General features: G+C 72.0%; 16 protein-coding genes. 11 read left to right on the top strand and 5 right to left on the bottom strand.

Going from position 1 to position 18,763, the window contains the following annotated elements; genetic code table 11:
* Nucleotides 1–4: 4 nt before the first annotated feature.
* Together SOM08_RS07835 and SOM08_RS07830 are read right to left on the bottom strand one after the other, a co-directional pair.
* Complete coding sequence (locus tag SOM08_RS07835; protein WP_322470450.1) at nt 5–2,836, bottom strand: hypothetical protein; 2,832 nt, start codon at nt 2,834–2,836, stop codon at nt 5–7.
* 34 nt (nt 2,837–2,870) lie between these two features.
* A complete protein-coding gene (locus SOM08_RS07830) occupies nt 2,871–3,341 on the bottom strand; it encodes a CesT family type III secretion system chaperone (protein WP_322470449.1) in 471 nt (156 codons plus the stop codon).
* A gap of 101 nt (nt 3,342–3,442) precedes the next feature.
* Between SOM08_RS07830 and SOM08_RS07825 the strand changes: the two genes are divergently transcribed.
* The 7 genes from SOM08_RS07825 to kdpE all read left to right on the top strand — a co-directional run bounded on the left by SOM08_RS07825 (nt 3,443) and on the right by kdpE (nt 12,015).
* The gene (locus SOM08_RS07825; protein WP_116960533.1) at nt 3,443–3,913 is read left to right on the top strand and encodes a methyltransferase family protein; all 471 of its coding nucleotides are present in this window, start codon (nt 3,443–3,445) and stop codon (nt 3,911–3,913) included.
* Between the two features lie 109 nt (nt 3,914–4,022).
* On the top strand, nt 4,023–4,112 hold the full coding sequence (gene kdpF, locus SOM08_RS07820; RefSeq protein ID WP_116960534.1) for a K(+)-transporting ATPase subunit F: 90 nt from the start codon (nt 4,023–4,025) through the stop codon (nt 4,110–4,112).
* The gene (kdpA, locus tag SOM08_RS07815) at nt 4,109–5,818 is read left to right on the top strand and encodes a potassium-transporting ATPase subunit KdpA (protein ID WP_322470448.1); all 1,710 of its coding nucleotides are present in this window, start codon (nt 4,109–4,111) and stop codon (nt 5,816–5,818) included. Before kdpF ends, kdpA begins: the two co-directional genes overlap by 4 nt.
* Nucleotides 5,819–5,828: 10 nt before the next feature.
* Complete coding sequence (kdpB, locus tag SOM08_RS07810; RefSeq protein WP_322470447.1) at nt 5,829–7,898, top strand: potassium-transporting ATPase subunit KdpB; 2,070 nt, start codon at nt 5,829–5,831, stop codon at nt 7,896–7,898.
* A 17-nt stretch (nt 7,899–7,915) separates the two neighbouring features.
* A complete protein-coding gene (kdpC, locus tag SOM08_RS07805; RefSeq protein ID WP_116960537.1) occupies nt 7,916–8,548 on the top strand; it encodes a potassium-transporting ATPase subunit KdpC in 633 nt (210 codons plus the stop codon).
* Nucleotides 8,549–8,558: 10 nt separating this feature from the next.
* Nucleotides 8,559–11,264 (top strand): DUF4118 domain-containing protein, encoded by a 2,706-nt coding sequence (locus SOM08_RS07800; RefSeq protein ID WP_116960538.1) that lies wholly within the window; start codon nt 8,559–8,561, stop codon nt 11,262–11,264.
* A 58-nt stretch (nt 11,265–11,322) separates the two neighbouring features.
* Nucleotides 11,323–12,015 (top strand): two-component system response regulator KdpE, encoded by a 693-nt coding sequence (gene kdpE, locus SOM08_RS07795; protein WP_070400546.1) that lies wholly within the window; start codon nt 11,323–11,325, stop codon nt 12,013–12,015.
* Between the two features lie 11 nt (nt 12,016–12,026).
* Here the strand turns inward: kdpE and SOM08_RS07790 are convergent, their stop codons facing one another.
* The gene (locus SOM08_RS07790; RefSeq protein ID WP_116960539.1) at nt 12,027–12,767 is read right to left on the bottom strand and encodes an AraC family transcriptional regulator; all 741 of its coding nucleotides are present in this window, start codon (nt 12,765–12,767) and stop codon (nt 12,027–12,029) included.
* 77 nt (nt 12,768–12,844) lie between these two features.
* On the opposite strand from SOM08_RS07790, the gene SOM08_RS07785 reads away from it, so the two are divergent.
* Together SOM08_RS07785 and SOM08_RS07780 are read left to right on the top strand one after the other, a co-directional pair.
* Nucleotides 12,845–13,801 carry an alpha/beta fold hydrolase gene (locus tag SOM08_RS07785; RefSeq protein ID WP_116960540.1) on the top strand — a complete coding sequence of 319 codons (957 nt, stop codon included), beginning with the start codon at nt 12,845–12,847 and terminating at the stop codon, nt 13,799–13,801.
* Nucleotides 13,798–14,643: a hypothetical protein gene (locus tag SOM08_RS07780; protein WP_147326272.1), complete on the top strand. Its 846-nt coding sequence runs from the start codon at nt 13,798–13,800 to the stop codon at nt 14,641–14,643. The genes SOM08_RS07785 and SOM08_RS07780 overlap by 4 nt, the downstream gene beginning before the upstream one ends.
* On the opposite strand, the gene SOM08_RS07775 is transcribed toward SOM08_RS07780, so the two are convergent.
* Together SOM08_RS07775 and SOM08_RS07770 are read right to left on the bottom strand one after the other, a co-directional pair.
* A complete protein-coding gene (locus SOM08_RS07775; RefSeq protein WP_116960542.1) occupies nt 14,640–15,386 on the bottom strand; it encodes a tRNA-uridine aminocarboxypropyltransferase in 747 nt (248 codons plus the stop codon). The two genes, SOM08_RS07780 and SOM08_RS07775, sit on opposite strands and share 4 nt — an antisense overlap.
* 38 nt (nt 15,387–15,424) lie before the next feature.
* Nucleotides 15,425–17,530, bottom strand: coding sequence for an Ig-like domain-containing protein (locus SOM08_RS07770; protein WP_322470446.1), 2,106 nt, complete (start codon nt 17,528–17,530; stop codon nt 15,425–15,427).
* 205 nt (nt 17,531–17,735) lie between these two features.
* On the opposite strand from SOM08_RS07770, the gene SOM08_RS07765 reads away from it, so the two are divergent.
* Complete coding sequence (locus SOM08_RS07765; RefSeq protein WP_116960544.1) at nt 17,736–18,224, top strand: TerB family tellurite resistance protein; 489 nt, start codon at nt 17,736–17,738, stop codon at nt 18,222–18,224.
* A 101-nt stretch (nt 18,225–18,325) separates the two neighbouring features.
* Nucleotides 18,326–18,748 carry an RcnB family protein gene (locus tag SOM08_RS07760; RefSeq protein WP_116960545.1) on the top strand — a complete coding sequence of 141 codons (423 nt, stop codon included), beginning with the start codon at nt 18,326–18,328 and terminating at the stop codon, nt 18,746–18,748.
* Nucleotides 18,749–18,763: the final 15 nt, after the last annotated feature.

The raw sequence follows: 18,763 nt of genomic DNA, 5'->3' as shown, positions 1-18,763 counted from the left end.
GATCTCACCAAAGACCGAACAGGCCTTTTTTCTTCGGCTTGATGCCCGCGGCGCGGTCCTGCGCAGCCAAGCGGAACTTGAGATCAGCGTCCTGCTTGTCCCACTTGGCCTGCAGCTTGCGCTCCGCGTCGCTCAGGTCGCTCGGCGTCCGTGCGGCATTGGCCAAATCCCTGAGCACTTCATCCCACTCGCCAAAAGGATCGGCCGCCAGCGCTTGCTCCCTGTCCTCCAAGCTCTTGGCCACAGGAGGCACCACGGCGGCGCCGACCGGCACGGACTGGGACACCCGCGTCTCCACGTCTTTCCTCGTCGTCGGGTCCTGCAGCACACCATCGACACCCAACCGCGGCACGGGTGCGCCATCTTGCGGCCTATCCCTCTCCAGCAGGTACCGGTCCAGTTCCGCCTTGCTGGTCTCCGGTGTCGGGCTGCGGTAACGGCGGGAATTCAGCGGGGCCGTGGGCAGCTCGAACGCCGGTGCCGCGCCGGAGGCCCCGGGGCGTGCCGACGCCCCCCTTCGGCGCCGGTCTGCCAAGGCGCGGCCCTCCAAAGGCCTGGGGGTGCCCGGCGTGGGCTGCGAGCCGTGGTCCGCGCTCGCCGGCGGCGTCTCGGGCTCGCTGATGAAGCGATCGAATTCCTCATCGCTCATGTTGATCAGCCCGCCATAGTCCACCTTCCCATCGAGTGGTGGAAGGTCCGGGCGCACGCGCCCACGAGCCTGCCTGGTCTGCGAGGCGTGCTCGGCCTCGGTGGCATCGCCAGGCGACGCCACCGACTTGAGAGACTCCACCAGGTCGTCCATGCGCTTGGCCCGGACCTGTGGCCGGGGTTTTCTGGGCAGAGCGCGCCCACCGCCGGACGGCGCCGAATCCGCACGCGGCCTCCACAGCGCCGGGCTTGCGTCCGGCTTCTGCAGCAGGGCGTCAGCCTCAGCCTCGAGGCGGCTGAGGCTGGCCATGGAGGCGCGCCGCGCCAAGGGCGTGGGCCGCTGCTGCGCATCGCCTTCGACTTTCTGGGCCTTGGCGGGTCGTCGGTTGGCGGCCCCCAGGTACTGGCGTTCGGGAGGCAGCCTGGTGCTGCCCTTCCTTCCAGTCAGGAAAGCGTTGCGTGCCCCGTTGTAGATCTGCATGAGATGGCTGGCGGGCGCCACCAAGGTTTGCGCCAGCTGTACCAAGGCGGTGCCACAGGCCATGCAATCGTTGCGCCACTGCCGCGGCCAGCGCGGGTCCAGCGCCGCATTCACCAGGAAGTGGCCGATCGCGGCCACACCGCCCACATAAACGGAGGCCTGCCGCATCGTCTCTTCGCTGCACAGCACGATTTGCTCATTGAGCGAAGCCGTTGGCGTGGCCTCATAGGCGGTGCGGAGACCATCCAGCTTCTGCGAGAGCCGATTCAGTTGATCGGGAAGGTCATTGAAGAGCCCACGGAAAACATAGTCCGACGACAAGCCATGGTCATCGGCGAAGTTCGCCCAGGCGTCTTGCAAGCCGTTGCCCAGTTGCTCCGCCAGATCTGCATTCGGGGCCTGCGCCGGCAACCACATCCAGGCCTCGACGCGCTGCGTCGCCACATCGGCTCTATCTAGGGCTTGGTCACAGGCGGCAGCCGCCTTACCCGATGCGTCGGCGGTGACCCGCGGCAGGGCCGGCCCGAGGTCTCCGGTCGTCAAATCCGTGCTCACCAGGCCGAGCACTTGAGGCAGCACGGCGTCGTATTGCGCCTTCGTCTGGCGGGCGGTCCGCTCATTGAGCGCCGTTCGCAGGTTCTGCGCGGCCCATTCATAGGCCGACATGAATGGGCTGTCGGGCTCCATATCGCGAGCGGCCAGCTTCACCGCATTCACGCCCGCGGCCGCCGCCGATTGCCCCATCCTCCCAGGCAGGCTTGGCGCCAGCTCATTGGCCAGCCAGTTGCCGACCAGCGCGCGCTGCCTCACGGCCTCCCGGACGGTGCGCATCAATTCCGCGCTGAAGAGAATCAGCTGCTTTTGCCGATGGACTTCCTGCTGGTCATTGGCGCATGCCATCTTGTGCAGATATTCGATGGTGGACTTCAACTCGAGAATGCGCTGCTCTGGTGCCACCAGCAGTTGGTGGCCCAGCGTGTCCAGCGTGATGTCGTTGTCCCGGTGAGGTTCGACCCCCATCGTTCTCCAGACGCAGGACACAAAGCGATGTGTCTCTTCGAACCGCTTGTCCAGGAACCTACGCTCTTTCGTGGGACGCGTCGATGGTTCCTTACAAAGGTCCTGGAACAGACCGATCCACTCGTCCGTCAGCTTGCGCTCCTCGCTCTGCCTCTCCGAAGCGAACCAGTCACCGGCCACCCGCACGTCGAGGTCTGGCGCGGCCGCGCGGCTCTCGTGACCCAGGCGCCGGGCCTCCTCCACGACGACCTCAGACACCTGGCGGGCATTGGCGCAGCGCTGCGCGTTCGACACCGGCGTCAGTGCGTCGCACAACTCATCCAGCGTGAGACTGCCCTTGTTCCTCTGAGCCAGAAGCTGCTCCTGCGCTCGTATGGCGTTGCTGTTCTTGCCGTCCTTGCCATAGCGGCCATATGTGCGTTGATTGGCCTGGCTGCCAAAGTGGTCGGCGAAATAGAGCAAGGCCTTCTCATGCCGTCGCGCGGCACTTTTGCTGCCGGGCTTGGCCGGCACGATGTACACGGAGCCCTTGTGCTCGAGCAGTTGGATTCCCTTCTTCTTGAAGGGGGCCGCCCGTGGGTCCGAGCTGGTTTGCAAGTCATTGGCGAACTTGGCCATACGGCCAACATCCTGCGTCGTCAGGAATTTGTCCTTCTTGCTCACCGTGCCGGGAAATTTGAGTCCCATGGATCACCACCCTTGGTTCAAAACAGACCAGAAATCAAATGCGCTCCAGCCATTGGCTGGGCAGGCTGGGCGGGTGGGCCGGTTCACGGCCCACCCGCTCGAAGGTTTCCATCCAATGGCGCCGCAAGCTTTCAAAATGAATCAGCGCCGCGCAAAACCCCTCGACATCCGCGTCCTCGGGGCCCACTTCGCCGATCAGCAGCAGCTCACCGTCTTCGCCGTCGCGCGCCATGCGCAGCTTGCCCAGCTGGCGCCACAAGGCGTTGTAGGACAGCGCCAGGTTCAGGGCGATGCGCTCGCCCTCGGGCGGCGGGTGACCCAGTTCGGCGGTCAAGACCAGCCAGCCCCAGTCGTCTGACCACTCCAGCTCATAGGCCCCGCCGTCCTTGAACAGCACGTACCAGCGGTGCGGCTCGATGGCGGCGAAACGCAGGTGCTCCTGCAGGCGCTCGCCCGCCCGCGCCAGCAGCCGGGCGGCGTCGTCGAGGGTGTTCAGGGCGGTCATGCAGCGACAAGAGGCGGAGGAGGTGCGCTTGGGTGAATCGCCGCGACGCCTTTGTTCCGGGACTAGACCATCGCCCCCCGCCGCCGCGCCGAAGGGGCAGAATGCCGCCCGTGCAGTGCCTGGAGACCAAGCTCCCCGCCCCCGTCATCGCCGCCCTGGTGGGCGCGGCCATGAAGTGGTCGGCGCGCGCGGCCGGCGTCGCCATCGACCCGAGCGTGCTGCGCATGCAGCTGGGCGTGGGCCTGTCTCAGCTCAGCGCCGCCCTGGCGCTGGCGGCGGTGGCGGGGCTCTGGTGGGCCCGCACCACCCTCAACCCGCTGCAGCCGGCGAAGGCCACGAGCCTGGTCACGGGCGGCGTCTACCGCGTCTCTCGCAACCCGCTGTACCTGAGCCTGCTGATGCTGCTGGTGGCCTACGCCATCCGGCTCGACGCCGCGCCGATGTGGCTGGGCCCGCTGTTCTTCGCCGCCTACGTCACGCGCTTCCAGATCGCGCCGGAAGAGCGCGCGCTGGCCCTCAAGTTCGGTGAGGACTACCAGCGCTACCGCGCGCGCACACGGCGCTGGATCTGAGCGCCCGGCGGGCGTCTTGATGCGTTCTTGACGCCCACACCCGAAGTCTTTCGCCCGCCTTGACGGGCCCCTGCCTACGCTCACCGAGGTCTTCACTTCGGGAGTTCCCATGGACTTCGTGACGCTCGCCGCCCTGTTGGCGGCCGGGCTGTTTGCCTACCTCGTCGCCGTGCTCGCGCGACCGGAGGATTTCTCATGAGCGCCGCCTGGAGCCTGCTCGCGCTCTTCCTCGCGGCCCTGCTCGCCCTGGCCTGGCCACTGGGCCGCTGGATGCACACGGTCATGGAGGGCCGCTTCACCCTGGGCCAGCGCCTGGAGGCGCCGCTGTGGCGCCTGCTGGGCATCCGGCCCGAGGCCGAAACCGGCTGGTGGCCCTACGCGCGCGGCCTGCTGCTGTTCAACGCGCTGGGCTTTCTCGCTGTGTTCGCGCTGCAGCGGCTGCAGGGCGCGCTGCCGCTGAACCCGCAAGGCTTTGACGCGGTGGCGGTGGATTCCGCCTTCAACACCGCCGTCAGCTTCGTCACCAACACCAACTGGCAGGGCTATGGCGGCGAGACCACCATGAGCTACCTGACCCAGATGCTCGCGCTGACGGTGCAGAACTTCCTGTCGGCGGCCACGGGCCTGGTGGTGGCGATGGCGCTGATGCGGGGCTTCGCCCGGCACTCGGCGCGCGCGGTCGGCAACGTGTGGGTGGACCTGTCGCGCGCCACCCTGTGGGTGCTGCTGCCGATCGCCACCGCGCTGGCGCTGGCCTTCGTGGCCACGGGCGTGATCCAGAACCTCTCGCCCTATCTCACGCTCACGCCCCTGCAGCCGGGCCTGGGCGAGCAGACGCTGGCCATGGGCCCCACGGCCTCGCAGCTCGCCATCAAGATGCTGGGCACCAACGGTGGCGGCTTTTTCAACGCCAACTCGGCCCACCCGTTCGAGAACCCCAGCGAGTGGAGCAACGCGCTGCAAATGCTGGCGATCTTCGCCATCCCGGCGGGCCTGTGCTTCACCTTTGGCCGCGTGGTGGGCGACCGGCGCCAGGGCTGGGCCGTGCTCGGCGCCATGGCGCTGATCTTCGTGCTCGCCGCGATCGCCGCCGCCCGCTTCGAGCAGCAGGGCAACCCGGCCCTGGCCGCGCTCGGCGCCGACCAGGCCGCCAGCGCGCTGCAGTCGGGCGGCAACATGGAGGGCAAGGAGGTGCGCTTCGGCATCGCCGCCAGCTCGCTGTTCGCGGTGGTCACCACCGCCGCCAGCTGCGGCGCGGTGAACGCCATGCACGACAGCTTCACCCCGCTGGGCGGCCTGGTGCCCACGGCGCTGATGCAGCTGGGCGAGGTGGTGTTCGGCGGCGTGGGCTCGGGCCTGTACGGCATGCTGGTGTTCGCGCTGCTGGCGGTCTTCGTGGCCGGCCTGATGATCGGGCGCACACCGGCCTACCTGGGCAAGAAGATCGAGCCCTTCGAGATGCAGATGGTGTCGGCGGCCATCCTGGTCACGCCGCTGCTGGTGCTGTTGGGCACGGCCGTGGCGCTGATGAGCGAGGCCGGGCGCGCCGGCATCCAGGACGCGGGGCCGCACGGCTTCACCGAGGTGCTGTACGCGCTGAGTTCGGCCGCCAACAACAACGGCAGCGCCTTCGCGGGCCTGTCGGCCAACACCCCCTTCTACAACGTGCTGCTGGCCATCGCCATGGCGCTGGGCCGCTTCGGCGTGATCCTGCCGGTGCTGGCCCTGGCGGGTTCCCTTGCCGCCAAGCCGCGCGCCGAGGCCACCACCGGCAGCCTGCCCACGCACGGGCCGCTGTTCGTCGGCCTGCTGGTGGGCACGGTGCTGCTGGTGGGCTTGCTCAACTACGTGCCCGCGCTGGCCCTGGGGCCGGTGGTGGAGCACCTGATGCTTTGGACGAAGTGAGGCGCCCGCCATGACACGCAAGACATTGACCCTGTTCGATCCGGCCCTGTGGCGGCCGGCCCTGATCGGCGCGCTGCGCAAGCTCGACCCGCGCGCGCAGATCCGCAACCCCGTGATGTTCGTGGTCTACGTGGGCAGCGCCTTCACCACCGCCCTGTGGTTCGCGCGGCCCGAGGGCTTCACGCTGGCCGTGGCGCTGTGGCTGTGGTTCACGGTGCTGTTCGCCAACTTCGCCGAAGCGCTGGCCGAAGGCCGCAGCCAGGCGCAAGCCGCGAGCCTGCGCGGGCTCAAGCGCAAGACCTGGGCGAAGAAACTCGACGGCGCTTTCAAGGCCGGCACGCCGCGAAGTGCCATGCGCTGGCTGCCGATCGAGGCCGACTCGCTGCGCAAGGGCGACGTGGTGCTGATCGAGGCCGGCGACACCGTGCCCGCCGACGGCGAGGTGATCGACGGCGTGGCCTCGGTGGACGAGAGCGCCATCACCGGCGAATCGGCGCCGGTGATCCGCGAGTCGGGCGGCGACTTCTCGGCCGTCACCGGCGGCACGCGCGTGCTGTCCGACGCGGTGGTGGTGCGCGTGAGCACCAACCCCGGCGAGACCTTCGTCGACCGCATGATCGCCATGGTGGAGAACGCGCGGCGCCAGCGCACGCCGAACGAGATCGCGCTGACGATCCTGCTGGTGGCGCTGACCCTGGTCTTCCTGGGCGTGGTGGTGACGCTGCTGCCGTTCTCCACTTTCAGCGCGCAGGCCTCGGGCGGCGCCGGCCAGCCGGTCGGCCTGGTGGTGCTGGTGGCCCTGCTGGTCTGCCTGATCCCCACCACCATCGCGGGCCTGCTCTCGGCCATCGGCGTGGCGGGCATGAGCCGGCTCATGCAGGCCAATGTGATCGCCACCTCGGGCCGCGCGGTGGAAGCCGCGGGCGACGTGGACGTGCTGCTGCTCGACAAGACCGGCACCATCACGCTGGGCAACCGGCAGGCCGCGGCCTTCCTGCCCGCGCCGGGCGCGAGCGAAGGCGCGCTGGCCGACGCCGCGCAGCTCGCCTCGCTGGCCGACGAAACGCCCGAGGGCCGCAGCATCGCGGTGCTGGCCAAGCAGCGGCACGGGCTGCGCGAACGCGAGCTGCAATCGATGGGCGCCCACTTCGTGTCATTCAGCGCGCAGACGCGCATGAGCGGCGTGGACCTGGCCGACGGCCGCCAGATCCGCAAGGGCGCGGCCGACGCCATCCGCCGGCACGTGGAATCGCTCGGCGGCGCCTGGTCCGCCCCGGTGCAGGCCCTGGTGGACGACGTGGCGCGGCGCGGCAGCACGCCCCTGGTGGTGGCCGAGGGCGCGCGCGCCCTCGGCGTGGTGGAGCTCAAGGACATCGTCAAGGGCGGCCTCAAGGAGCGCTTCGCCGAGCTGCGCCGCATGGGCATCCAGACCGTGATGGTCACCGGCGACAACCGCCTCACGGCGGCGGCCATCGCGGCCGAGGCCGGCGTGGACGACTTCCTTGCCGAGGCCACGCCCGAGGCCAAGCTCGCGCTCATCCGCGAGCACCAGGCGCGTGGGCGCCTGGTGGCCATGACCGGTGACGGCACCAACGATGCGCCCGCGCTGGCCCAGGCCGACGTGGCCGTGGCCATGAACACCGGCACCCAGGCCGCCAAGGAGGCCGGCAACATGGTGGACCTCGACAGCAACCCCACCAAGCTGATCGAGATCGTGGAGACCGGCAAGCGCCTGCTGATGACACGCGGCGCGCTGACCACCTTCAGCATCGCCAACGACGTGGCCAAGTACTTCGCCATCGTGCCGGCCGCCTTCGTCACCACCTACCCGCAGCTGCAGGCGCTCAACGTGATGCAACTGGCCAGCCCGACCTCGGCCATCGTCTCGGCGGTGGTGTTCAACGCCCTGGTCATCGTGGCGCTGATCCCGGTGGCGCTCAAAGGCGTGCCCTACCGCGCCGTGGGCGCGGCCTCGCTGCTGCGGCGCAACCTGGCGGTCTACGGCCTGGGCGGCGTGGTGGTTCCCTTCATCGGCATCAAGGCCATCGACCTGCTGATCGCCGGCCTGGGCCTGGCCTGATCCCACAGGAGTTCCCAATGAACACCGAATCCCCCTCCACCGACAAGGCCCCGGCCGGCGAAGGCCTGGGCACCACCCTGCGCGCCGCCGTGCTGCTGTTTCTGCTGCTCAGCGGCGTCACCGGCCTGCTCTACCCGCTGCTGGTCACGGGCGCGGCCCAGGCGCTGTTCCCGCGCCAGGCCAACGGCAGCCTGATCGAGCGCGGCGGCCGCCCCGTGGGCTCGGCCCTCATCGGCCAGGCCTTCACCGAGCCGCGCTACTTCTGGGGCCGGCCCTCGGCCACCGCGCCCGCGCCGTACAACGCCGCGGCCTCGGGCGGCTCCAACCTGGGGCCCACGAGCGAGCCGCTGAACGACGCCGTGCGCGAGCGCATCGCGGCGCTGCGCGCGGCCGATCCCGACAACACCGCGCCCGTGCCGGTGGACCTGGTCACGGCCTCGGGCAGCGGGCTGGACCCGCACATCAGCCTGGCGGCCGCGCTGTACCAGGCGCCCCGCGTGGCCCGCGCCCGTGGCCTGGCGCCGAGCGCCGTGGCGGCGCTGGTGGAACGCCAGGCGCAGCGCCCGCTGATCCCCGGCCTGGGCGAGCCGCGCGTGAACGTGCTCGAGCTCAACCTGGCGCTCGAAGCCGCCGCGGCGCCGGTGCGATGATGCGGTCCCGATGAACGACGCACCGCTGCGACCCGACCCCGACATCCTGCTCGCGCAGGTGCGGGCCGGCGAAGACCGGGCGCGGCGGGGGCGCCTGAAGATCTTCTTCGGCGCCTCGGCCGGCGTGGGCAAGACCTACGCCATGCTGTCGGCCGCGCGCGCTGCCCAGGCCGAGGGCACGCCGGTGACCATCGGCGTGGTGGAAACCCACGGCCGGCCCGAGACCCAGGCCCTCACCCAGGGCCTGCCGCGCCTGCCCCTGCGCGAGGTGGCGCACAAGGGCCACACGCTGCGCGAGTTCGACCTCGACGCCGCGCTGGCCTTCGGCGCCCGGCACCCCGGCGGCCTGGTGCTGCTCGACGAGTTCGCGCACAGCAATGCGCCCGGCTCGCGCCACCCCAAGCGCTGGCAGGACGCCGAGGAGCTGCTGGCCACCGGCACCGACGTGTGGACCACGATGAACGTGCAGCACCTCGACAGCCTGAACGACGTGGTCAGCGGCATCACCGGCGTGCGCGTGTGGGAGACCGTGCCCGACCGCCTGTTCGACGAGGCCGACGAGGTCGTCGTCGTCGACCTGCCGCCCGACGAGCTGCTGGAGCGCCTGCACAGCGGCAAGGTGTACCTGCCGACCCGGGAAGGCGGTGGCGACGACCAGCGCGCCGAGCGCGCCGCCGCCCACTTCTTCCGCAAGGGCAACCTGCTGGCCCTGCGCGAGCTGGCCCTGCGCCGCACCGCCGACCGCGTGGACGACGAGGTGCGCGCCTTCCGCCAGGCCGGCGCGGTGCGCCCGGTGTGGCCCAACCGCGAATCGCTGCTGGCCTGCGTGGGCCCGGGCCCGGCCGCCGACAAGGTGGTGCGCTGCGCCGCGCGCATGGCCGCGCAGCTGGACCTGCCCTGGCACGCGGTGCACGTGCAGGCGCTCTCGCGCGAGCCCAGCGCCGCCACGCAGAAGGCGCTGGACCTGGCCGAGTCGCTGGGCGCGAGCGTGAGCAGCTTCAGCGACCGCGACCCCGCGGGCGCGCTGGTGCGCCACGCGCGCGAGCACAACCTCAGCCGGCTGGTGCTGGGCCGCGCGCGCCGGCGCCGGCCCTGGTCGCGCCCGCTGGCCGAGCGCATCGCGGCGGTGGCCGGCGACCTGGAGCTGCTGCAGGTGGCCGAGCCGCCCGGCGCGCGCCAACGCGAGGGCGCCGCCCCCGCGGCCGAACCGCCGAGCGGCCCGCGCTGGCCCGGCTACCTCGCCGCGGGCGTGGCCTGCGCGCTCACCGCCGTGCTGGCCACGCCGCTGATCCCGTTGCTGGAGCTCAGCAACATCGTGATGATCTTCCTGCTCATCGTGGTGGCCATCGCGCTGCGCTACGGCCGCGGGCCGGCGGTGCTGGCGGCCTTCCTGGGCGTGGCGCTGTTCGACTTCTACTTCGTGCCGCCGCGCTTCACGCTCGCCGTGAGCGACGTGCAGTACCTCGTCACCTTCGGCGTGATGCTGGTGGTGGCGCTGGCCATCGGCCAGCTCACTGCCGTGCTGCGCCAGCAGGCCGACGCCGCCACCCGGCGCGAGCGGCGCGTGCGCGCGTTGCACGACATGTCGCGCGACCTGTCCGCCGCGCTGCTGCCCGAACAGGTGGCCGACATCGGCGCGCGCTTCGTGCGGGCCGAATTCGGCATGCCCAGCACCTTGCTCGCGGCCGACCTGAACGACCGGCTGCAGCCCTTGCCCGGCGGGCAGGCGCCGGTCGACATGGCGGTGGCGCAGTGGGCTTTCGAGCGCGGCGAGCCCGCCGGCCGCGGCACCGACACCCTGCCCGCCAGCGCCACGCTGGTGGTGCCGCTGAAAGCGCCCATGCGCGTGCGCGGCGCGCTGGTGCTCGACCCCGGCGGCGCGCGCGCCCTGGACACCGAACAGCGGCGGGCGCTGGCGGCCTGCGCCTCGCTGCTGGCCATCTCGCTGGAGCGCATCCACTACATCGAGGTGGCGCAGCACAGCACGGTGCAGATCGAATCGGAGCGGCTGCGCAACTCGCTGCTCGCCGCCATCTCGCACGACCTGCGCACGCCGCTGGCCTCGCTGGTGGGCCTGGGCGAGGCGCTGCGCCTGACGCCGCCGTCGCTGTCGCCCGCGCAGGCCGAGCTGGCCGAGGCCATGGCCCAGTCGGCGCGGCGCATGGCCGCGCTGGTGAACAACCTGCTGGACATGGCGCGCCTGCAGGCCGGCGCCGTGCCGCTGCAACGCGCCTGGCAACCGCTGGAAGAGGTGGTGGGCAGCGCCCTGGCCGCCTGCGGCGACGCGCTGCACGGCCGCGCGATCCAGGTCGACCTGCCGGCCGACCTGCCGCTGCTGCAGTTCGACGCCGTGCTGATGGAGCGGGTGCTGGTGAACCTGCTGGAGAACGCCGCCAAGTACACGCCGCCCGGCTCGGCCATCCGCCTGTGGGCCGAGGCCGACGCCGAGGCGGTGCGCCTGTGCGTGGACGACCACGGCCCCGGCCTGCCGCGCGGGCAGGAGGCGCGCGTGTTCGAGAAGTTCGAGCGCGGCGCGCGCGAAAGCGCCACGCCCGGCGTCGGCCTGGGCCTGGCCATCGGCCGCGCCATCGTGGAGGCGCACGGCGGGCGCATCGAGGGCCGCAACCGCACCCGCGAAGGCCGCGTGGAAGGCGCGCGCATCGAGATCACGCTGCCGCGCGGCGCGCCGCCGCCGGCCGACAATCCGCCTGCATGAGCAACGCCCGGCCGCCCGAAGGCGCCCGCACCGCAGCGCGCCGCGCCAAGGTTTCACCATGAGCACCCACGCCCCGCAGATCCTGATCGTCGAGGACGAGAACGACATCCGCCGCTTCGTGCGGCTCACGCTGCAGGCCGAGGGCCATGAGGTGCACGAGGCCGCCACGCTGCAGCGCGGCCTGATCGAGGCCGGCACGCGACGCCCCGACCTGGTGGTGCTGGACCTGGGGCTGCCCGACGGCGACGGCGTGGACCTGATCCGCGACCTGCGCCAGTGGTCGGCGGTGCCGGTGATCGTGCTTTCGGCGCGCAGCGCAGAGGCCAGCAAGATCGAGGCGCTGGACGCGGGCGCCGACGACTACCTCGTCAAGCCCTTCGGTTCGGGCGAGCTGATGGCGCGCGTGCGTGCGCAGCTGCGCCGCCACCGGGCGCAGACGCCGGCCGGCGAATCGGTGCTGCGCTTCGGCGAGGTGGAGATCGACCTGGCGCGCCACCAGGTGCAGCGCGCGGGCGAGCCGCTGCGCCTCACGCCGATCGAATACAAGCTGCTCACCCACCTGGCCAGCCAGCCCGAACGCGTGGTCACGCACGCCCAGCTGCTGCAGGCCGTCTGGGGCCCCGGCCACCGTGAGGACACCCACTACGTGCGCGTGCACATGGCCAACCTGCGCAAGAAGATCGAGCAGCACCCGGCCATGCCCCGGCACCTGCTCACCGAAACGGGCATCGGCTACCGCTTCGTGCCCTGAGGCCCGCCGCTTCAGTCCAGCACGTTCACCGCGCGCAGCGGCCGCAGCACGCTGGAGGGGGTCATGCCGAAGGTGTGGCGGAACATGCGGCTGAAGTGGGCCGAATCGGCGAACGCGCCGTCCAGCGCGGCCTCGGTCAGGCTGCCGTCGGGCCGGTAGGCGGCCATGGCGCGGCGCACCTGCGTCCAGATGCGGTAGCTGCGAAAGCTCACGCCCAGCTCCTCGCTGAACAGGTGGTTGAAGCGCGAGGCCGACAGGTGCGCCGCGCGCGCCAGCGCCTCGCGGTCGGGCACGCCCTCGCCCGCTTCGCGCAGGCGCCGCAGGCTGCTCAGCACGCGGGGGTCCACGCTGGCCAGGGGCGGCAGGCCGCCCGGCCCCAGCAGCGTGGGCAGGTCGAAGCTGTGCAGGCGCTGCTCGGTGTGCCAGCGGCTGCGCGCGCGCGGCACCGGCTCGCCGATCACCGGCCCCTGGGACGCGAACACCGGCCGCAGGCGGCGCACCTCGGGCGCGTCGGGCTCCAGGTACATCAGCGCCACGCGCTCGCCCCGCGGATCGAACACATGCTCCACGCCGGCGTCGATCAAGGCGCTGTGGCAGCTTTCCTCGCGCCCCTTCGGCAGCAGCAGGCGAAACCGCCCCGACAGCCCCAGCAGCAGCACCGGCGCGGCGTGGCGGTGCCAGCCGGTGGCGGGAATCTCGCCCAGGTAGAGCGCCTTGTCGGCGCACAGGGTGAGCGCGTTGCCGCTCAACACAGCCCAAACCTCCAAGACAGGCGCGCCGCCCGCCCGTACCGTGGCGGCTTCATCCCACCGCACCACAGGAGAACGAGTTGTCGATCCGCACCGCCCACCACTGGGCGCTGAACCTGGCCGCGCAGGCCGGCGTCGTCCACACCGCGAAGAGCGGGCTGTCGCATGTGCTCAAGTCTCCTCTGGTGAATCTGAACCGCCGGCTCGCGGGCCTTGCGGCGCGCGAGGTCCGGGTGGCGGGGCACGGCCTGCATTATCTGGAGGGCGGCCGTGGCGAGCCCGTGCTGCTGCTGCATGGCATCTTCGCCGAGAAGGACCATTGGGTGGACCTGGCGCGCCGGCTGACCCCGCACCACCGCGTGGTCGTGCCCGACCTGCCCGGCTTCGGCGCCAGCGAGCGGCACGAGGACCAGCGCTACGGCTACGCCGAGCAGGTGGAGCGGCTGCGCGCCTTCCTGGACGCCATCGGCGTGCAGCGCGCGCACGTGGCCGGCAACTCCATGGGCGGCACGCTGGGGGCCCTGCTGGCCGGGGAATACCCCGGCCGCGTCGCCTCGCTGGCGTTCATCGGCGCGCCGCACGGCCTGCGCTCGCCGCGCCCCAGCGAGACCGACCGGCTGATCGACGCCGGGCAGGCCCCGCTGATCGCGCACGACGCGGCGGCGTTCGACGCGCTGCTGGAACGCCTGTTCGGGCAGCGGCCCTGGCTGCCCTGGCCCATCCTGCGCGCGGCGCGCGAGGACGCGATCCGCCGCGCCCCCTCGAACCTTCGCCTGTGGCAGGAACACCTGGCCGACCGCTACCTGCTGGAGCGGCGCCTCGCGCGGGTGCCGGCGCCGCTGCTGGTGCTGTGGGGGCGGCGCGACCGCGTGTTCCACGTGTCGGGCGCGCGCACGCTGCGCTGGCAACGTCCCGACGCGGACATCCAGGTGCTGGACCGTTTGGGACACTTGCCCATGATGGAGGCGCCGCTGACCGTGGCGCAGCGCTACCGCCCCTTCCTGGAACGCCACCGATGGATGCGCCACCGGACATGAGACCGCCCGCCCACCCCCTCGCCGCGCCGGCCGCGCGCGCCGCCGCCCTGCTGGCGGCCTGCGCCGCCCTCGCCGGCTGCGAGACCGCGCCCCGTGCCGGCGGCCTGACCCGCGCCCAGGTGCTGGACGTGGTGAAGGACCGCCACGACGTCCGCGACGGCCACCCCGAGCTGTACGCGGCCCTGCGCGCCGGCGTGACCCGGCGCGAGCTCGAGCAAGGCCGGCTGTTCGAAGGCGAGTGCGGACTGCCCGACGCCGCGCAGGCCTTGGGCATGCGCTGGCTCACGGTGACGGTGCTCGCCCCGGCCGGCCTGCGCCTGGCCAGCGGCAGCGCGGTGGACGTGCGCGGCTTGCGCGCGGCCTGGCCGGCCGTGGGCGGCGGCACAGCACCGCGCTGGCACGGCGTCTATGCGGGCAGCGCCAGCGCTCAAGGCGAGGCCACGGCCTCCGCCCTGGCCCCCCGGCCCGGTGCGCCCTGCCTGGCGCCGGACGCGCCACCCGGCCAGTGGCGCGTGAAGCTGCGCGGGCCGGCGCCGGCCTGGGCCTTCGACTTCGCCCAGGCCGGCCTGCGCCGCCTGGACGCCCTGCGCGACAGCGACCTGGCCGCCGGCCGCGTGCTGCGCCTGGGCTGCCAGCTCAAGGTGTTGGACGGCGGCGACTGGTACGCCCCGGTCTGGGTGGCCACCGCCCCCGAGGCGCTGCGGCTGCGGGCGGGCGACGTGGTCCGCCTGCGCGCGGGCGCCGAAGCCGGATCGAAGGACCCGGGCCCGCCCGCCGAGGTGCTGGAACGGCTCGACGGCGTGGCTGCGCCCGGCGGCCACGCGCTGGTGCGCTGCGGCTAGCCGGCCGCGCCCGGGGCCAGCGCCCTGAGCCGCTGGTGCGCCGGCCCGTCCCGGTCCACCGGCCGGTTCTGCTTGCCTTTGAGGTAGTGCTCGCTGAACACGTCCAGCCAGGCGGCCAGGGCCTCGGCCGCGCGCGCCTCGCCCGCCAGGGCCAGGCACAGGGCCGCCACCTCGGCGGTGCAGAAGTGGTCGGCGCGCGCGGCGCGGCGCAGGCGGTAGTTCGAGGGGTGGTCGGGGTGCAGGCTCAGCACCGGGAAGGGGTCGAGGTAGCGGCTCTTGTTGAACATCTTGCGCGCCTCGGACCAGGTGCCGTCGAGCAGCACGAACAGCGGGCGCCGCGCGGGCGCGCCGGCCGTGGCGGGCCCGGCCGGCGGCGGCGCCGCGATCACGCGCGCCGGGTCCACGAATTCGCCGGGGAACACCACGCAGGGCTGCCACTGAGGGTCGTTCAGCAGGGCGATGAGCGCGGGATCGATGACCGTGCGCGACCAGGCGAAGGCCCAGGTGTGTGCCACCAGGTCGGCGATCAGCCAGCCGGTGTTGCTGGGCTTGAGCGCCTCGATATCGCCCATGAGCAGGCAGACGCCGGCGCGGGTGTCCACGCGCGGGCGCAGGTCGCAGATGCAGTAAGGGGCCAAGAGCCGGCAGCGCTCGCAGCGCCCGGGCGCGGAGCCGCGCGCGACGAAGGGCTTGGAACTGGCGGCCAGGCGCGTGGCGCGCAGGCGGGAGACGGCGTGGGGCATGGGGCAGCGACTGTACCGCCGCCCCGGGCGCGGCCGGTTCAGGGGATGAAGTTCAGCCCCTCGGGCAGATCGCCCTGGATAGGCACCTCGAACAGCGGCCCGCCGGCGTCGGGGTCGATGACCGTCGCGCCATGGCTGGCGAAGAAGACGGCGATCTGCGTCTGCGCCGCCACCGCCAGCGGCGCGGCCGCCGCGACGCCGATGTTGGTGAGGAAGGTGTGCGGGTTCTTCGGGACGCCTGGGTTGCCGGCGAAGGCCAGGTCGTTGCGGTAGTAGGTGACGCGGTCTTTGAGCCCGCCCGCGCGCACGATGGCGCTGGTGGTGGGGTTGGGCACGGTCTGGTCGCCCTTGGCGAATTGCAGGATCACCGGCTTGGCCGCGTGGCCCGCCGGCGGGTCGCGGCGGATCAGCTCGGCGTAGGACACCGGGTTGCCCGACTGCTGCACCCATTGGTTGCGGTCCAGCAGCTCGGCAATGGCCATGGCGCCCGGCACGGTGTTGATCAGCGGCGGCTGGTCGCGCAGCGGGATGTTCTCGTCGAAGTTCAGCGGCACCGGCCGCTCGGGCGTGGGCGGCAGGTTCAGCAGCACCGGCTGGCGCGTGGCCAGGCTCAGGCCGGTGAGGATGCGAAAGGCGGGGCTCAGGCGCGCGATCTCGGTGATGGAGCCGCCCGGCACGTTGGGCACGCCGGCCTTGATGTTGCGCTCCACGCCCAGCAGGATGGTGCCGTAGATGCCGCCGAAGGACTGCCCCGCGTAGTAGATGCGGCCGGGGTCGAGATCCGGCGCGCCATCGCCGTCGGCGTCGACGCCGACCTCGATCTGGCGCACCAGCTGCATCAGGTCGACCACCGTCTGGCGCAAGCCGTCGCGGCTGCTGACGATGGTCTGCGGCGCGGCGGCGTTCACGCCCTCGGTGCTGTCGATGCTGCCGTTGCCGTCCTGGTCGATGCCGCGCCCGCCAGCGGGGATCTGCACCGGCGCGCCCGCGGTGGGCAGCGCGTTGAGCGTGCCCAGCGCGCCGCCGCCGTGGCCCACCACGTTGATCGACACCGTGGCAATGCCCTGCGAGGCCAGCACCGAGGCCACCGTCCAGGGCGCGCCGTACATGCTGTCGGTGAAGCCGTGACCGAAGATCGCCACCGGCCAGCCCAGGGCCGGCTTGGGTCCCGCGGGCAGGAAGAACTGGGCCGTCAGCGTCTCGCTGCCCAGCAGGCGCGGCGCGCCGGTCAGCGTGTCGGTCGCGGGGATCACCTTGGCGGCGTTCTGGTACGAGGGCGAGTCGAAGCGGCCGTAGGCCACTTGGCCCACCGCGCCCGGCACCACCTGCAGGGCGGGCGTGGGCAGGAAGCTGGGCGTGAACGCCGGTGCCGTGCCGGTCTGGCGGTTGAACTGGATGCCCTGCAGCCCCGCCACCGGGAACAGCGCGCGCACGCTGCCGCCGTTGCCCACCATGAAATTCATGGGCGCGGGCGTGCTGGCCTTGATGCGCCGCTGGATCTTGAGCAGGTCGCCGGTGGCCGACTGCGTGGTGAACAGCGAGGCCGCCACCACGTTGCGGCCGCCGCCGCGCGCCATCGGCAGCGCGTCGCGCAGCTCGCGCTGCTGCGGGTCGCGCCCGTCCAGGAAGCTGGCCGGCTTGAGCTTCTTGCCGCTGGCGTCGCGCACGCCATTGGTGATCACCAGCAGGTAGCGCGAGCGCTCCTGCAGCAGCTCGTCGGATTCGAACGCCAGGGTCTTGCTCGGCGGGTCCCACACCACGCGGTTGATGCCCACCTTCTGGCCAAAGCCGCGCAGGGTGAGCACGTCGCCCAGGTTGACCAGGTAGATGCTGTCGCTGCCCACCGACGTCGGGTCGATGTCGCCCGTGAACGGCACCGTGAAACGCGGCTGGGTGGAAAAGCCGTCCAGCGTGTTGATGACGTCGATGTCGGCGCAGTCGCTGGGCCGCGCGGCGCAGTCGGGCTTGGGCAGGTTCACCCGGCGCAGCGTGGCGTTGCCGAAGTCAGGCACCGTCCAGCGGTTGCTGGGAAAGGGGGCCGTGGTGGCGTCGTAGCGCACGGCCACGCCGTCGGCCAGGGCCAGCACCGGCCACAGGGCCAGCAAAGGAATCCAACGGGTCGAACGCGCGCGAAGTCGGTTCATGGCGTGTCTCCTGGGTGAGCCGCGCAGCGGCTCTGGGGGCCGGGTGCTGTTCCGAGCGGCGGTTATAGGCCCGCCGTGGTACGCGCACCAGGGGGGTCTGGCGTTTTCCCTGAGCCGGGCGTACCGTGCCGTGTCGCCTGCGCGACGCGCCGGGCCGCGGAACCTCCGCCGGTCGCCCCGCTCCATCCCTGGCCATGGAGATGTCATGTTCAAGACCGTCAAAGACCTGATCGAGCGGCTCGCCGGCGAGCTCGCCGCCCCGACGGACACGCCGCCCGACGGGCACACCCTGCAGCTGTCCACCGCCGTGCTGCTGGTCGAGGTGATGCGCGCCGCGCCCGAGGTGCACGAAGGCGAGTACGGCGCCGTGCTGCGCGCCCTGCGCCGTCAGTTCGAGCTCAGCGACGACGAGTTGCAGCGCCTGATCGAGCTGGCCCACGAGACCGCCCGCACCGCCTACGACTACCAGCGTTTCACCCGCCTGCTCAACGAGCGCTTCACGCACGCGCAGAAGGTGGCCATGGTGGAAGCCATGTGGGCCGTGGCCTACGCCGACGCCCACCTGGACGTGCACGAGAACGCGGTCATCCGCAAGGTCGCGGGGCTGCTGCACGTCACGCACGGCGAGTACATCGCGGCCAAGCTGCACGCGCAGCACGCGGGGCCGCCGTCGGGGCACGACGTGCTGCCTTGAACCCACACAATCTTTGCGGGGGCGCCGCAACCGGTTTACCGGCGCGATACACGGCCTGGGCACGATGAAGGCTCAACAACACCTCCCGAAAGGAGACCGAGATGAAAGCCCGTTCGCTGATCTCCATCGCCGTCGCCACCGCCACGCTCGCCATGAGCACCGCCGCCCTGGCCCGCGACGACCACCGCGGCTTCTCGCGCCATGACGGCCCGCGCGCCGAGCGCCACGTCGATCGGCATGTCCACGACCGCGGTCCGCGTTTCGACCGAGGCCCGCGCTTCGGCCACGGTCCGCGCGACGTGCGCATCGTGAACCGCAACCACTACTACTACGGCCCCGGCCCGCGCTGGCAGCGCGGCCAGTACCTGCCCCGCGAATACCGCGGCGGCCGCTACATCGTGGTGCAGCACAACCCGCGCCTGTACCAGCCGCCGCGCGGCCACCACTGGGTGCAGGTCAATGGCGAGTTCCTGCTGATCGCCGCCGCCACCGGCCTGATCGCCCACGCCATCCTCAGCAACTGATCCGGCACTACCATC

Origin of the sequence: Hydrogenophaga sp. SNF1 (assembly GCF_034421675.1) — a bacterium.
Classification (GTDB): domain Bacteria; phylum Pseudomonadota; class Gammaproteobacteria; order Burkholderiales; family Burkholderiaceae_C; genus Hydrogenophaga; species Hydrogenophaga borbori.
This window is presented reverse-complemented; position numbering and strand designations above follow the sequence as displayed.